This is a genomic window from Rhizobium mesosinicum (assembly GCF_019511345.1).
Classification (GTDB): Bacteria; Pseudomonadota; Alphaproteobacteria; order Rhizobiales; family Rhizobiaceae; genus Rhizobium; species Rhizobium mesosinicum.
Genome location: NZ_JAEUAK010000007.1, coordinates 173915 through 188597, shown reverse-complemented (window position 1 = coordinate 188597; position 14683 = coordinate 173915). Strand labels below are relative to the sequence as shown.

Genomic DNA, 14683 nt, shown 5'->3' with positions numbered 1-14683 from the left:
GAAAGTTCACTCGATACTGTGTCAAAGCCGAGCTGCAGTTGCCGCTCGCGCTACAGCCACTCAGGAGACGGGGATGCCGCCGAGCCAGGCACAAATATCAAACCGCATGCTGACTGCGCTCGAGCCATCTGATTTTGGGCTGCTTGCTCAGTATCTCGACCGCGTCGATCTTCCCGCACAGTTCCAGATCGCCAAACCGCGCGAAAAACTCGACTACGTCTATTTTCCCGAAAGCGGGGTCGGAGCGGTCATGACGGTCTCTTCCACAGGCCAGACCGCGGAGGCAGGCATGTTCGGCTGGGAAGGTTTCGTGCCAACCGCCACGATCATCGGCGACGACGTCGTTCCCTATCTTGTCGAAATGAACATGGCCGGCTCGGGATATCGGGTGCCGATCGAGGCGATGCGGCAAGCGACGATGAAGAGCTCTACCTTTCAGGTCCCGCTCGTCAAATACATGCATGTCTTTGCCACGCAGGTCGCCTTCACCGCGCTTGCCAATATTCGCTATCTCCTCGAACAGCGGCTCGCGCGTTGGGTTCTGATGTGCCACGATCGCCTTCGCAGCGATGAGATGGCCATCACCCATGAATATATCGCGCTGATGCTCGGGGCCCGGCGCCCCGGCGTGACGAACGCTCTCCATGTCCTGGAAGGGCATCGTTTGATTCGTTCGCTCCGCGGCTCCGTCGTCATCCTCAATCGCGCCGGTCTCGAGGCGTTTGCTGCCGGATCCTATGGGGTTCCCGAACAGGAATTCGAACGGCTTATCGGGAGCCGCGCGAGCGGTCACGAACCGTCATGAGCGGTCAACGCATCATCGGCGGCACTCGAACCAATTAGGTTTCCGGGCAGCCCCTGACATTGGCAAAGCGTATGCGTTCCAGTCTGCCGCTGCGTGTAAAACCCTCCACGGTGATGCTGCGGCGCGTCTCCCCGATGATTCGCGGTCGGCGAAGACCGGCATCGCGCGCATTGTCCAGGGCGTCCCGCGGGTCGCACCGGCGCCGCGGGCCGTAATCATCGTCCGGATCTGCGTACCGGTCTCGATCGGGATTTCGCATTTCGACGCCGCCGGGCCCCAAACGCAGCTCGACCTGGGCATGAGCAACGGATGGCATGGCGGCCGCGCCGGTGACCAACGTGAACAAGAATGCTTTGAGCACGGTGTTCATTCTCTACCTCCACTAATACTGGGATTGGAACTTCCAGACCTACGTTTGGTTCCCGACCAGCGCCACGGGATCGTAGGGGAGTGAGAGGAACGAGGAGATCCGGCTCGGAGCATGTGCTCCACTGAGCTACCGCGCGCATAGAACCCCCTCGTCAGCAAAGGCGGAACGGACGCACCGCCGACCTGCTCAGTTGCGACCCGTTTAGTCCGGGGGAGTCAACGCGTTCCGGCCGATGCGCTGAGCTGGTGACGCCCAACCGGGCGCGCTCGTTTCTTTCGCGCCTAGCGCCCGTTCTTTCCGCATCGTTTTCTTCCTCATATTCCAGAATGGAAGAACTCCGGGCGTCAACGCTCCGGCAAGCCCCGATCGCCCTTCGCTTTCCCGGAGACCCCCGAGGCTCCTGCCAAATGCAAGCATGTCATCAGCTCCTTGTCTGATGAGCAACGTCGGTAAACCCCGGCGGTTCCCGCCGTGCGTGGCATCACGGCTGAGCATCATAGCCGCATATGCCGTCCGGTCAGAACGACACGTTCGTGTATTGCAGCGCGTGGAATAACGGGCGGCATGGTTTTCCGTTCGCAACCGAAGTCGATCCGATGACGACGGCCGAAAGAGGGTCCGACGGCGATGAAGCCTCTGTTCTGAGTCCGCCTCTTGATCCCATCAAAAGGTCATGTCTGTCACGCGGCGATTGGGCGTGGCAGCTTTGGCAGTGGCGAGCGGCATGGCCGTAACATCTACCCGGTGTGCTTCCATTGGAATCCACGTTCGAACCTGCCTCAGCCTGTCACGGTCAATTCTGGCGCTGACGACACCCGGCTTGTCGTTCGCCCTTACGAGGATTTGTCCCCAGGGGTCGCAGATCATCGAATTCCCGAACATTTGCCGCTCCTCACCGGCCGGCGTCGTGTAGGAACCGCATTGGCCACAGGCGACGACGAACGTCTGGAACTCGATAGCCCGCGCCCGGCACAGAACCTCCCAATGATATTTACCGGTTTGGCGCGTGAAGGCTGCCGGTAGAACGAAGACATCGGCCTTTTCGGCGGCGAGACGATCGAAAATGCGGGAGAACCGCAGATCGTAGCAGATGCAGCAGGCAAGTCGGAATCCATTCAGTTCATAAATCAGCAGCTGGTTACCTGGCGCAACCGTCTCGGACTCGGCGTAGCGTTTTCCGTCCGGCGCGGTGATGTCGAAGAGATGGACCTTCCGATAGGTCCCGACTTGCCTCCCATTGGCGTCGAAGACAACGGTCGTGTTGAATATCCTTTCATGACCCGGGACGCTTTCGAGGATGCTTCCGGCATGGATGGCGACACCATGCTCGGCAGCAAAGCGTTGCGCCATATTATAGGCTCTGCCTCCGGGGATGAGATCGGCGGCCGCCTTTTTTTCGTCTGTCGTACCTCCCGTCCAGTCGAAATGTTCCGGCAGCACGATGAGGTCCGGTCTTTCGTTTTGAACCGCCTTCAACATCAGGCGTCCGGCTTCCGCCAGATTATATGCCCGGTCGGGGCTGGCATTCATCTGAATAAGCGAGATCTTCATGCAAGGTCCTCTTGCTCGAACAGGAAGATGGATTTGCCGGCAGTCAAATGCGCACGTAGGGCTGCCGAGCGCTGCTGGCGTGCGATCGCCATTTCCGCAAGGTTGTGCATGCGCTCGGCCTCGGCAGCAAAGACGCCGTCGCTGTCGGCCAGGACGGCATATCCCGGCAAGATTGCCGCGCTGCCGCAGGCGATTGGAACATTGATCGATCCGCCGATCGAAAAGATCCGGTTGGTCGTGCGCGACGACACGCCCCGGCACCAGACCGGAAGGCCAACGGTGACAAGCTCCTCAACATCGGTGCAAGGCCCGTCGATGACGATACCGCTTGCCCCTTTCGCCTTGGCGGCGGCGGCAACGCCGCCACCCACACACGCAACATCGTCGCGGTCGACACGGGAAATGACCAGCATGTCGCCCGGCCCCAGCATGTCGATCGCCTTGTAGATGATGACACCGTCGCGGCCTGGGGCCGCGACGGTCAAGGCCGGCCCGAAGGCCCGGCAGGGAAAGACGGGACGGACATTGTCGCCGACAAAGCCCAGATGTTCGACATGTCCGATCGTTGCGGTCTCGACCGCCGGAAGCATCTCGATGAGATCAGGGGGTAGGCTGAGCTGGCGTTCATGGGCCCGGTAGAAAGGTGTCATGTCACGGTCTTTCCTGAAATGGGATCAGATCGGGCGCTCGCCGGAGGTCGTCGTCCGGTGCATGATGCGGATCGATGCGGGGTCGAAGGAGTCGCGCCGGTGCATCGTGCACCGGTTATCCCACATCATGATGTCGCCTTCCTCCCAGCGTTGGACGAAGACTTCCTGGTCCCTCGTCGTGTGATCCCAGAGCTCGGCGAGCAACGCATTGCTCTCGTCGAGCGGCATGCCGACGATCCAGGCGCCATCGGAGGTGCCGCCGAGATAGAGCGCCTTGCGGCCGGTTTCGCCATGGGTGCGCACCAGCGGGTGCACCATGCCGCCCCACTCACGAAAGTCCTTGCTCTTAGGCTCGGTCTTGCCGAGCCGCAGCTTGCCGGTCTTGTCGTAGACGTTCTGGAAATAGATCTGGCGCCCATCGACCAGGCTTTTCAGCGACGCCGGCAAGGTTTCATAGGCCATATAGGTCGACAGGAAGTAGGTGTCGCCACCTGACGGCGGAACCTTGATCGCCCGTAGAATGGCGCCGGCCGGTGGCTTTTCGTAAAACCACGTATCGGTATGCCAGGTCGCTTCGCTGTTGCCCATGGCACCGGTTGGTTTGCCGTCTTTCGTTGTGTTGCTGATGACGAGAATTTCCGGATGGGTGGGATGGCCACCCTCCTGCAGCTGTTTCGGATGGATGACGAACTCGCCGAAATGGCGCGAGAAGGCCACCTGGTCCGCATCGGTGATCTGGGTCCGCTTGAAGCGAAGGACGCCATATTGCAGCCAGTATCGACGCAATTCCTCGATATCGCGCGCATCGTAATTGTTGAAATCAAACCCCTCGATGTCGGCGCAGACATTGCTCTCGACCTGCACCGCCTTCAGTCTTTCCTTCAGCATTTCCGTTCTCCTTCTGTGGTCCCATTTTGGGGCCGAGGTGATGCTACGTCCGCCAGAGACCCGAACTCCAATAGCGATCATGGCGCATTGATAGCGGCGATCGATCGGTCAAGTTCACATCGCCAGAGGCCGGACGTCAGCGGGATCGATGGCGAGCGTGATCGGTCGACCGTACGTCAGGCCATGTCCGGTTGCGATGGTTGGGTGATGAAGGATCAACCGGTGTCCGCCGGCGATGATCGCCTCAAGCTCTGCATAGGCACCGAAGTCGGTCACGCGGCGCAGGGTTGCTTCAAGCCGGTTCACCCCGGCTGGAACCTCATCCACCCCGGCAAGCTTGACGCTCTGTGGTCTTACGGAGCAGAAGCTGATCTCGGCTGGCGCGCTCGACCCGCCAGACGTGAGGATCGTGGGTCCGCCCTCGATCGACAGTTTGATGCCGGATGCCGAGCGCGAACATCCCGAAATCGGCAGGATGTTCGACCGCCCGATGAAATCGGCCACAAAGCGCGATGCCGGTTGGCGATAGATGTCGCCGGGTGCGCCTTGCTGAACGATGGCACCACGATCCATGATGACGATCCGGTCGGACATGGCCATGGCTTCTTCCTGGTCGTGTGTGACGTAGACGAAGGTCATGCCGAGCGTCTCATGGATCTCCTTCAGTTCGGCGCGCATCGCCTCGCGCAATTTCAGATCGAGATTGGAGAGCGGCTCGTCGAGAAGCAGGAGCGAGGGCCGAGGGGCTATCGCCCGGGCGAGTGCGACGCGCTGCTGCTGGCCACCGGACAGCTCCTTCGGATAGCGTGCGCCGAAACCATCCAGATGCACGCTTCGAAGTGCCTTCTCCGCTGCCGCATTGGTCTCAGTGCGCCTCGCGCCTCGCATGCGAAGTCCGAACCCGACATTTTCGGCGACCGTCATGTGAGGAAAGAGCGCGTAATTCTGAAACACGAGCCCGAGATTGCGTTTCTCGGGCGGCACATTCAGCTGACTGCGTCCGCGGATCCGGATATCGCCCCCGCTCGGAGCGCTGAAACCGGCAATCATGTTCAGCGTCGTCGTCTTGCCGCAGCCGGAAGGCCCAAGAATGCTGACGAACTCGCCGGGCGGGATCTGCAGATTGATGTCCCTGACGACGGGGACCTGGCCGAAGGACTTTGTAACCGACAGGAGTTCGATGTCGAATTCGCTCACTTGCTTCCTCCATGAAGCTGCGCGGAAAAGCCGCCGAGTTTTTCGAACGCCAGGATCACGATCAGAACGAAGATCATCGACGCGACATTGACCGCCGCCATGACCGGGTCGAGGCTATATTCGAGGTGATTGATGACGGCGATCGGCAGGGTCGTGTCGCCAGGGCGGACCAGGAAGACCGACAGCGGAATATTGTTGAACGAGATGATGAAGGCGAAGGTGACGCCGGACAGAACGCCCGGTTTGATGAGCGGAAGCACGACGTACAGCATCCTTTGGCGCCTGCTGGCGCCGAGGATCTGGGCAGCGCGATCGAGGTTCTCATCGAAATTCGCAAGTGCGCCGGCCGCCATCCGCATCACGAAGGGAAGGGCCAGCACAATATGAGCAGTAATCAGCGCCGGCATGCCGAGCATGTTCTGCAGACCGATGATCGACAGGAAAAGGACGATCGCCACACCCTTGACGATCTGCGGGACCGAAAGCGGCGACAAGAGTGCCGCCATGATGACGCTCGAGCCTGGAATCCTCTCATGGACAAGGGCAAAGGCGGCAAGTGTCCCGAGAGCACCGCTGATCGCCGCAACGATCACGGCGATCTGGACGCTCAACAGGAAGGGCTGGACCCATCGCTCCTCGAAAAGCCCGCCGTACCAGACGAGTGTCCATTCCCATGGCCGGAATGTCACGGCCGAGGTCGGGCTAACCGAGGCCGCAACAACCACGAGGAGTGGCAGCGCGATGAAAGCCAGTATCAGAGTGAGCGCCGCCCAGAAGCTGATCGCAATCACTTTCGTCATCTTACCTCTCCCTTCCGGGATGATTTTCGCACCTTGAGACGTGCCTCCCAGCGTATTCCGATCAGTGAGGCGACGAGCATCATGGCAAGCAGGGCGATCGCCATGACGCTCGCGAAGGGCCAGTCGATATAAAAGAGCACCTGTTCGGAGATCATCGTTGCCAGCACCTTGAAACGTGCGCCCCCGAGAAGGGCCGGTGTTGCGTAGGCACTGGCCGCCATGGTGAAGCTGATCAGCAATGAGCTGACGATGCCGGGCACAGAGAGGGGAAGGACGATGTGACGAATGACGGACGCTCTGGAGGCGCCGAGCATCTGGGCGGCGCGTTCGAAATTGACGTCGATCCCCTGGATGCTCGTCATCAACGATAAGATGCCGAAGGGCAGCACGACATGCGTCAGTCCGACAACGACTGCAAACAGGTTTTTGGAGAGGGGAAGGGGCGTCGAGACGATGCCGAAATGGATGAGCGCATCATTGATGAAGCCTCGATCCTCGAGAATGATCAGCCAACCGTAGGTGCGCAGCACCACGCCGGCAAGTTCGGGCGCGAGCGCTAGCGCAAAGACAACGGTGCGCCAGCGCGTTTGCGAACGGGCAAGGAAATAGGCGACGGGATAGCCGAGAAACGTAACGGCAGCCGCGACCAGGGCCGACATAATTGCTGTGCGGACAAAACCAGCCAGCGACAGTCCATCGAGGAAGAAGCGCTCGTAATTTCCAAGCGTCGGGACGAGCGTTCGACCATCGAGGAAACTCAGGCCAATCATCACGCCCATCGGAAGGGCGAAGAAGATCGTCAGAAGCAGGCAGGACGGTGCCAAGAGGACCGGCGCCGACACGCGAAGGGCAAAGCGCCCGGAAGCAGCCGGGGCGCTGGCGATAAGAGCTGTCATGGTAACTCCTCAACGCGCCTGCGAGACGACGTCTCGGTCCCAGCGTCCACCCCATTCGGAGAGCTTGTCGCCGAGCACGGTCAGATCGGGCAACTTGAGTGACGTGAAACCTTCTTGCGACGTGATCTGTCGGCGGCGCAGGCCTTCCGGAACATCGATGTCGACACGAGCGCTGCCGACCTTGTAACCGGCGACCCAGGCTTCCTGACTGGTCTTTTCCAGGAAGAAATCAATGAAGGATCTTGCCGCCGCCTTGTGCTCGGCTCCAACCGGGACGTTCAGCGTCGCGATCAGCGGGATGGTGCCTTCCTGGGGCCGCACATAGTCAACAGGCATTCCCTCGTCGACCAAAAGCTGAGCGCGGCCGCTCCAGAAGGGCATTGCCCAGACCGTGCCATCCTTGATGTAGCTTTCGAGGATGGCAGAGGATTGTTCGAAGCCGATCGAGTGTTTGGCGAGACGGGCCATGGCCGCAAAGCCGGGATCGATATCGTCGATCAGCCCGCCGCCTTCTGTAATCGACATCATTTCCAGTAGATAGACGGCCATGATGTTCTGGAAGGTCGGCAGGACCACCTTGCCATCGAGATCCGGCCGGAGAAGATCACCCCAAGAGGTCGGCGCGGAAGCAAGCTTGTCAGTCCTATAGAGTAGCGACATGTACTGGACCTCGTGGACCGCGCCACAGGGTCCTGCAACGGCCTGTAGGCTAGCGGTGAGCGAAGCAAGGTTCGGGATCGTGGTGACGTCGAGCTTGTCGAGCACTCCGTCGCGGCAGCCTTGAAGCGATTGCGACGCTGTCATGACCACCACGTCAAATCCGGGATGTCCGTTGGTTGCCTTGATCTTGGCATAGTCCTGCGAGGCCGAGCCGACTGCATCGTAGACGACGTCGATCCCGGTCTTGCGCTCGAAGGGTTCGATAATCGCCTTTCGAATGATGGCTTCGTAGGGTCCACCATAGCTGTTGACGACGAGGGTTTCCGCATGCCCGAGCTGCGGCAAACACAGGGCAAGGGCTAAAGGCAGAATGGAAGGTGGCTGGAATCGTCGCACGTCGGTTTCTCCCGGTTGATATTGTTCCCGGAAAAAGCGTGCCGACGCGACATCCTCACGTCTAATAGCAATCAACTGATATTCATGTCTCGACGCGATGAATCGGGATAATCCAAGCGGCACGGCATGCAGAGCGTGAGTCGCCGCGAAAGCTCGTGACGACCACGCGGTTATTGCATTCTCGGTTGGGATCGAAGCTCATGGACTGGCATGCAGCATCTGCGATTGCTCCGATCGGGTTCGTCCCCGACGCTAACGCTGGCCACCGATCCGAGAAAGATCGATCCGGATGCCAGCGTCCTGCAGGGTCGATTGAGAAGACGCGGCTGACTCGCCTGGTTGATCGGCCATCTTCTGAACATCGCGTTCGACGGCACTGCCGGACTGCATGGCTACCGCGCCGCCCGGATCCTCTGCCTGAAACACGCTATTGCCCTCAAACTCGCCCGTCTTCCAGGCATAAACAGCGTCATCGAATATCTGAGGGAAGACCTCCTCGCTCTTGGGGTTTCCGTACCACTTGATCACAATGCGGAGAATCTTGGCGAACATTGCCGTTCCCATGCGGAGGTTGGCACACGGCTCGACAAGGTCGGGTTTCAGCTCGGAGGCGTCCTTCGCGCCGACCCCAGCCGGAAACTGCGTCAGTCCAACCCGAACGACCGCATGCCCAACATTCTGCCGAATGATTTCCATCACCTCGTCGGCGGTTTTCGCTTTCGGGATGAGGATCAGTCTTCCACCCGATTTCATGGAAACAGCGAGCGGGTCGGGAGACCCGACAGCATCGACGAATTGCTCGACAATCGCCGGCTTCAGGGAAGGATCGGCACATTCTTTGATCAGGGCAGCGTCCAGCATGAAGTCTCCTCGGATTTCAGGTGTTGAAGGCCAAAACAAGCGGTTTTGCGAAGAGGTTTGCCCAGGCGGTTGCACTCGCCCGTTGGATCGCGACGATTGATGTCCCTTGCGTCCACCATCCATTCCCGACCGCGACGATAAAATCTGGATCGTGGAGCATTGATTGCAGGACCGGCCAGACGAGGAGCTGCTCATAGCAAATCAGGGGCGCGACCTGTCGATCTCCTGTCGTCGCGATCGGATTGGCGAAGAAATGCGCAAGGGCGCCGCCCCGCTCGCCGAGTTGGGACTTCCACGGCTGCCACATTGAGCCCGGGACCGGCATTCGCTCGCGATAGAGGATGCCGCCGTCGGTGCCGGAGAGGACGACGAGCACGTTGTCATATCCCTTGGCATGGACGGCGGCGGCGCCGGCGACGACGGAAATCTCCGTGCCTTCAAGAGCCTTGACCCAGAGCCGTTCGACCGCCGGCGTCCAGAAGCCCAAGGCGCTCTCGGGCAGCACGATAGTTAGGTTGGCCCTGGGACCACGGTCCTTCACCGTGGCAATCAGATCACGGTGGCGCTGCATACTGGTGTTCCGACCAAGCGACGAACCCATTTGCAGATCGACGCCGCGCCACCCATCGGGTAGACACGGTTCGGTCCAGTTTACGGCGGACCAGACCCAAAAGCCTGCGAAGGCGATCGAGACAGCCGGCCACATGCGGGTGACGAGACCCATCAGGCCGGCTGTCGTTGCCGCCAGTCCCCACCATCCCCATCCCGGAAACAGAACGCCGGCCGCCGTTACAGGATGTGCCCAGCCGGTGATGCCCAAAGGGGGCACCGCCATGAGCGTGGCGGCCGCCAAGTAACGAAACGAGCGAGTACCAGAGCGCTTCGTCCAGAGCATCGCGTGCACGCCAACGAAACTTGCCGACGCACACAACCATAGCAACAGACCGGGCCACAGATCCGACGAATAGAAGGTCGCGACGCCCTGCGGCAGACCGCGAGATGCCGCCAGGAAATACCCGCCTGAAACGAGCGCCGCCACCGATCTCGTTCGCGCCCTTGCCCAAAGAATTGGAAACGCCAGGGCCACCGGAAGCAGCAGGACATGGCCACGCCACCCGAGCGTTCCGGCAACAATCGCAGCAATGATCAGCAACGCTGGTCGGTAGTGATCAGGGCGCATAGGTCAGCACCTGTTGCGCCAGACCGAGGATTCCGGAAGCGGGGAGGGGACCGAAATAGCGGGAGTCGTAGGAGCCGGCGAACGGCGAGTGCAGGAAGACGCTACCCGCCGGCAAGATTCCGCCCCGGAACGGCGTCATCGGTCGAGCCGCACCGTCCCGTTGCTGAAGAGCGGAGTTGGAAACTTGATGTCCATCGACGGTAACGCCGATGCCAATGTCGACGCGCTGTCCGGGGAGGGCGATGATTGTCTTGATCAGCGGCGCAACGCCGCCCGGGCAAAGACCGGAGCGCAGGTAGCCGCGGCGACGCGCCTCCTGCATGGTTGCCGTTCGAGGCGGGCAGATGAAGACGAGATCGCCGACATTAGCTGCCCGATCGAGCTTGACGATACGCCAGAGACCGAGCGGTTCGCTCGATGTAAGATTGATCCGATAGCCCCCGAACCCGGCCACCAAGATCGCACCGAGAAGCACCGCCGCGGTTGTCGCAAAGACAACGACGGGCCCTTTACCTAATCGCCTCGTTCCTACTGCCTCAACGCGATGGATGTTCATTTCAGCGACATTCCTTGGCCCTTGGCCTGGCGCATCGTTTCAGCCTGTTTGACGGCCTCGACCGTTCGCTCATGAGCGACGAGCTTCTGCATTGCGCGCATCAGGCTCCAGGCTGACTGGACCTCCGCTTTCTGACCGGGGCTCATGCCGGCGGTGATCGTCTTGAAGGTCTCGCCATTCGTGTCCTTGGCGGCCAAGGGCAGGAAGGTCCGCTCGCCGAAGCGCTCGGCGACCGCCTTGGCAAATCCCTCCAGTTCCGCCTTCACCATTTTGTCGGCAAGCGCGAATTCGAGTGCGGCGGGAAGCTCATTGCGGTCGATGGCGTCACGCACGCGTTCCAGCGTCAGGCGGGCGTTCGGAGACAGTGCCGGAATGTCGATCGAGAGCTTGCGGCGGACCGCCATTTCCTCCGCCTGATAGCGTTGTTCGGCCTGGCTGCGCTGGCGCAGATAGTCGCCGAGACTTTGAGCAAGAGCCGGAGCATTGCGTTCAGCCCTTTCGCGATCCTGCCTGTTGGCGCGGCTTGTGAGCAGGCCGGATTTGCCCTTGAGTGCACCAAAGCTTTCCGGCTGACCGGCGAGCTTCGCCAGCGTCGATTTGGCGACAGTCTCATCCTTCAGCATGGCGTCGACATTGACAGTCTTGAAGGCGGCTTCCGACTGCGCGTAGACAAGATGGAAACGGGTTGACACGTCTTCCCATTGCTTCTTCAAGCCGGGATCAGATTCGAGCTTGTCGGCGGTGGCCTGCTCGATCGTTTTCGGGAATGTTGCGATGCCGGCAACTATCGAGCTGGCCTCCTTGCTGCTTTGCGGGCGGGTTGGTTTGGGACTGGCACCGAGGCCGAGTTTGGTGCCGACGGCGAGGAGCCGGTGCGCGAGGTCTGCCAGTTTCTGTTTCTGGCGAATCGTCCATTCGAGCCGGTCGCGGGCAACTGTTCGGGCGACGTTTACGATGTGCAGGCCGCGGGCCTCGGCGAAAAGCAACGCCTGGCGATAGAAGGTCGCCTTCTCGTAATCGAGCGTGGTTTCCTTGGCTTGTCTGCGAGACAGGATCTTGATCAGCCCGCCGGCGAAAGAGAAGGATCGCGTGCCGTAATAGACGCGGAGATCCTCGCGATGACGCGTCATTGCCACATAGGTCAGATGGCGATCGAGGGAGAGCGACGCGAGCACCTTGACCCGATCGACGGTAGCGCCCTGGCTCTTATGGATGGTAGTGGCATAACCATGGTCGAGATTGTTGTAGAAGCGCTGTTCGACGGTAACCTGGCGGCGGTGCTCGCCCTCGCCGATCGCTGCGACAATGCGGTTTTGCGCGGCTTCGACGACCTTGGCGAGCATGCCGTTCTTGACGCCGAGCGAGCCCTCGTTCTTCAGGAAAACGATCTGGTCGCCGACTGCGAAGTTGCGGCTCCCGTCTTCCGTCCGGAACGCAAATCCTTCGCAGAGGACGCCACGCTCGACGAGCTCGGCCCGCGCCATCTCGTTGAGCATGCGCACGTCACGGCGGAGGTGGGCGAGGATCAATGTCGTTTTCGCCGGATCGTAGTCGCGGCTCCAATCAGCGATGAGCGTATCGATGGCCTCGTCCTTCAGACGCAAACCGATCATTCGACCCTGAGCGGTATAGGCATCGATGGCCTTACGGATGTTGCCGCGAGCGAGATCGAGCGAAGCGTCCCGCATCCATTGCTCGCGCTGGCGATAGATGGTTTCGAGCTCGGCATAGCCGATGCGATCGGCAATCGCCCGAAACGCGGACCCCGCTTCGATCGGCTGGAGCTGTTCGGGATCGCCGACGAGGACGAGCTTGGCGCCGACCTTCGTCACCGTCTCGACCAGAAGCGCCATCTGCCGCGACGACACCATGCCGGCCTCGTCGAGAACGAAGACAGTCTTTGCGTCGAGCTGGTTTCTGCCCCCGCTCCAGCAAAGCTCCCAGGACGAAAGCGTGCGCGAGGCGATCTCGGCTTCCTTCTCCAGACCTTCGGCGGCCTTGCCGGCGAGCGCGCCGCCGACAACACGATATCCGGCGGCTTCCCACGCCTCGCGCGCAGCCTTCATCATCGTCGTCTTGCCGGCGCCGGCGCGGCCGATGACGGCCGCGATCCGCTCGGGTCCCGCGACATGCTCGATCGCCGTCCTCTGCTCCTCCGACAGACGGGAGTGGTGCGCGAACGTCGCCTCGAGCGCCGCTTGCCGAACGCCATGCGAGGATCGCCCCGCAAGGCATATTGCGCGATTGGCCATCTCCGCTTCGATCCGGATCAGCTCGCGCGTCGTGTATTTGGCCGGCACCCGTGTGCCGGTCGCAAAGGCGATCCGCTCGCGCTCGAGACGGAGCGCCTCGGGACTCTGCAGGACGCGGACCATTAGACTTTGAAACAGGGCGCGATCGTCGATGTAGCGATGCAGGACCTTGGCAACGTCTTGAATATCGAAGACGCTCTTCTCCCGAGTGATCAGGTCGAGGACGATCTCCGGCCGGCGCTGGATGCGACGTGCGTTCTCTCTTCGCCGTGCCTCCAGCAGCTCGATCCGTTCGAGTTTTGATGACGCTGCCGACGACTCCCTCTTCGCCTGCTCCACCTTCCGGTCGATGGCCATTGCGCCGACACCGATATGGATCGTCGGCTCCAAGTCGATACCCTGTTTTTCGAAGGATCGGCCGTCGATGCGAATGTCGAGACCGGCCATGGCCAGGTGCCGGTTCTGGCAGCCGAACCAGCCGTCGCGAAAGGCCTTGAAGTCGTCGAGACCTCCGGACCAGAGTTCGTAGACGATCTTGCCGGCATCATTGCGGATCGGATTACCATCAGGCCCGAGAACCGCAACCCTCTTGGCGCCGAACCCATCCTCGGCGAGCGGCCGCAGCGTCGTCATCATATGCACATGCGGATTGCCGGGGGCATCGTGATAGACCCAATCCGCCACCATCCCCTTGGAGGTAGTGTGCCGTTCGACGAAGTCCCGGACCAGCGCAATGTTCTGCTCGGCCGTCAGTTCGATCGGCAGCGCGATCGTGACATCCTTGGCGAGCTGGGCATCCGAACGTTTTTCGAAATCCTCGACCTTGTTCCAGAAGGCTTCGGATGCGCCGGAAACCGAGCGATCGGCGATCATCGACCGCAACCACTCGGGTGCGTCCGGAGGGATGACGAACTCCTCATGCAGGAGACCGCGCTTGCGAGTGTAGTCGATCGTCCGCGCCTCTCGCTCATATTCCATCTTCGCGCAGTGGCGATAGGCCGCCGACAGCACGGCGCTGCGGCCGGAACCGCGGGCGACGACGCTGACGGAGAAATGAGGGACGGCCACGACGAAATTCTTTCCCGGTTGCAAACGAAACCAACGCGCTCCTCGAGGGCTGCGGCCCCACCCTGGGGCAAAAGCAGAGCGTCGCATCAGCGACGTATAATTGCGCCCTTGGAAGCCGCTCCTTCGGAACGGCCGGGATCATGCTCAAAGGCGTTGGCTGCGCCAACTCGCATTTCTGCTAGTAGATCGGCACGCCGATCTCGTGGAATCTCATGCCGTTCAAGACAAGAAACGGCATGAAAGGACGACCGGGAATGAAGAAGCCTTCCTCCAAGATCCGCGACGAAATCGCTAAGCTCCAGGAACAGCTCAAGGCTGCCGAAACCCGTGAAGCCGAGCGGATCGGCCGGATCGCGCTCAAGGCAGGTCTTGGAGAAATCGAGATCGAGGAAGCCGTGCTCCAGGCCGCCTTCGAGGATCTGGCGAAACGGTTTCGCGGCGGGCAGGGCGTTTCGAACGGAGGCAAGAAGGGCAACGGAGAAGCGGGTGCCGGTGCATCGACCGCGGCGGTCACGCATGGCGCGGCTCAGGGCGACACTGGCGAGGCTTGAGC

The 14683-nt window shown here is 61.0% G+C and carries 14 protein-coding genes; 2 read left to right on the top strand and 12 right to left on the bottom strand.

Going from position 1 to position 14683, the window contains the following annotated elements:
* Positions 1-73: 73 nt before the first annotated feature.
* On the top strand, positions 74-805 hold the full coding sequence (locus tag JNB85_RS19465; RefSeq protein ID WP_220335943.1) for a Crp/Fnr family transcriptional regulator: 732 nt from the start codon (positions 74-76) through the stop codon (positions 803-805).
* 34 nt (positions 806-839) lie between these two features.
* On the opposite strand, the gene JNB85_RS19460 is transcribed toward JNB85_RS19465, so the two are convergent.
* From JNB85_RS19460 to traA, 12 genes are all read right to left on the bottom strand, one after another.
* Positions 840-1175 (bottom strand): hypothetical protein, encoded by a 336-nt coding sequence (locus tag JNB85_RS19460; RefSeq protein WP_222858716.1) that lies wholly within the window; start codon positions 1173-1175, stop codon positions 840-842.
* A gap of 663 nt (positions 1176-1838) precedes the next feature.
* Entirely contained in the window at positions 1839-2726 is an 888-nt protein-coding gene (locus tag JNB85_RS19455; protein ID WP_220335942.1) for a carbon-nitrogen hydrolase family protein, read from the bottom strand.
* Complete coding sequence (locus JNB85_RS19450) at positions 2723-3376, bottom strand: RraA family protein (protein ID WP_220335941.1); 654 nt, start codon at positions 3374-3376, stop codon at positions 2723-2725. Before JNB85_RS19450 ends, JNB85_RS19455 begins: the two co-directional genes overlap by 4 nt.
* 24 nt (positions 3377-3400) lie before the next feature.
* Positions 3401-4264: a TauD/TfdA dioxygenase family protein gene (locus JNB85_RS19445; protein ID WP_220335940.1), complete on the bottom strand. Its 864-nt coding sequence runs from the start codon at positions 4262-4264 to the stop codon at positions 3401-3403.
* Positions 4265-4378: 114 nt separating this feature from the next.
* Complete coding sequence (locus tag JNB85_RS19440; protein WP_220335939.1) at positions 4379-5461, bottom strand: ABC transporter ATP-binding protein; 1083 nt, start codon at positions 5459-5461, stop codon at positions 4379-4381.
* A complete protein-coding gene (locus JNB85_RS19435; protein ID WP_220335938.1) occupies positions 5458-6261 on the bottom strand; it encodes an ABC transporter permease in 804 nt (267 codons plus the stop codon). The genes JNB85_RS19440 and JNB85_RS19435 overlap by 4 nt, the downstream gene beginning before the upstream one ends.
* The gene (locus tag JNB85_RS19430) at positions 6258-7157 is read right to left on the bottom strand and encodes an ABC transporter permease (protein ID WP_220335937.1); all 900 of its coding nucleotides are present in this window, start codon (positions 7155-7157) and stop codon (positions 6258-6260) included. Before JNB85_RS19430 ends, JNB85_RS19435 begins: the two co-directional genes overlap by 4 nt.
* 9 nt (positions 7158-7166) lie before the next feature.
* Positions 7167-8186, bottom strand: a complete 1020-nt coding sequence (locus JNB85_RS19425; RefSeq protein ID WP_222858722.1) for an ABC transporter substrate-binding protein — start codon at positions 8184-8186, stop codon at positions 7167-7169.
* 279 nt (positions 8187-8465) lie between these two features.
* Positions 8466-9074 (bottom strand): TraH family protein, encoded by a 609-nt coding sequence (locus JNB85_RS19420; RefSeq protein WP_220335935.1) that lies wholly within the window; start codon positions 9072-9074, stop codon positions 8466-8468.
* A 16-nt stretch (positions 9075-9090) separates the two neighbouring features.
* Positions 9091-10254 carry a conjugal transfer protein TraB gene (locus JNB85_RS19415; protein WP_220335934.1) on the bottom strand — a complete coding sequence of 388 codons (1164 nt, stop codon included), beginning with the start codon at positions 10252-10254 and terminating at the stop codon, positions 9091-9093.
* Complete coding sequence (traF, locus tag JNB85_RS19410) at positions 10244-10810, bottom strand: conjugative transfer signal peptidase TraF (protein ID WP_220335933.1); 567 nt, start codon at positions 10808-10810, stop codon at positions 10244-10246. Before traF ends, JNB85_RS19415 begins: the two co-directional genes overlap by 11 nt.
* Positions 10807-14130 (bottom strand): Ti-type conjugative transfer relaxase TraA, encoded by a 3324-nt coding sequence (gene traA / locus JNB85_RS19405; protein WP_220335932.1) that lies wholly within the window; start codon positions 14128-14130, stop codon positions 10807-10809. Before traA ends, traF begins: the two co-directional genes overlap by 4 nt.
* Before the next feature lie 254 nt (positions 14131-14384).
* Between traA and traC the strand changes: the two genes are divergently transcribed.
* Complete coding sequence (gene traC, locus JNB85_RS19400; protein WP_220335931.1) at positions 14385-14681, top strand: conjugal transfer protein TraC; 297 nt, start codon at positions 14385-14387, stop codon at positions 14679-14681.
* The last annotated feature ends 2 nt before the right edge of the window (positions 14682-14683 follow it).

Excerpts from the sequence above, each read along its gene's own strand:
- JNB85_RS19455 (WP_220335942.1), bottom strand. The coding sequence starts at position 2,726 with ATGAAGATCTCGCTTATTCAGATGAATGCCAGCCCCGACCGGGCATAT.
- traF (WP_220335933.1), bottom strand. The coding sequence starts at position 10,810 with ATGAACATCCATCGCGTTGAGGCAGTAGGAACGAGGCGATTAGGTAAA.
- JNB85_RS19435 (WP_220335938.1), bottom strand. The coding sequence starts at position 6,261 with ATGACGAAAGTGATTGCGATCAGCTTCTGGGCGGCGCTCACTCTGATA.
- JNB85_RS19450 (WP_220335941.1), bottom strand. The coding sequence starts at position 3,376 with ATGACACCTTTCTACCGGGCCCATGAACGCCAGCTCAGCCTACCCCCT.
- JNB85_RS19420 (WP_220335935.1), bottom strand. The coding sequence starts at position 9,074 with ATGCTGGACGCTGCCCTGATCAAAGAATGTGCCGATCCTTCCCTGAAG.
- traC (WP_220335931.1), top strand. The coding sequence starts at position 14,385 with ATGAAGAAGCCTTCCTCCAAGATCCGCGACGAAATCGCTAAGCTCCAG.
- JNB85_RS19415 (WP_220335934.1), bottom strand. The coding sequence starts at position 10,254 with ATGCGCCCTGATCACTACCGACCAGCGTTGCTGATCATTGCTGCGATT.
- JNB85_RS19430 (WP_220335937.1), bottom strand. The coding sequence starts at position 7,157 with ATGACAGCTCTTATCGCCAGCGCCCCGGCTGCTTCCGGGCGCTTTGCC.
- JNB85_RS19460 (WP_222858716.1), bottom strand. The coding sequence starts at position 1,175 with ATGAACACCGTGCTCAAAGCATTCTTGTTCACGTTGGTCACCGGCGCG.
- JNB85_RS19445 (WP_220335940.1), bottom strand. The coding sequence starts at position 4,264 with ATGCTGAAGGAAAGACTGAAGGCGGTGCAGGTCGAGAGCAATGTCTGC.
- JNB85_RS19465 (WP_220335943.1), top strand. The coding sequence starts at position 74 with ATGCCGCCGAGCCAGGCACAAATATCAAACCGCATGCTGACTGCGCTC.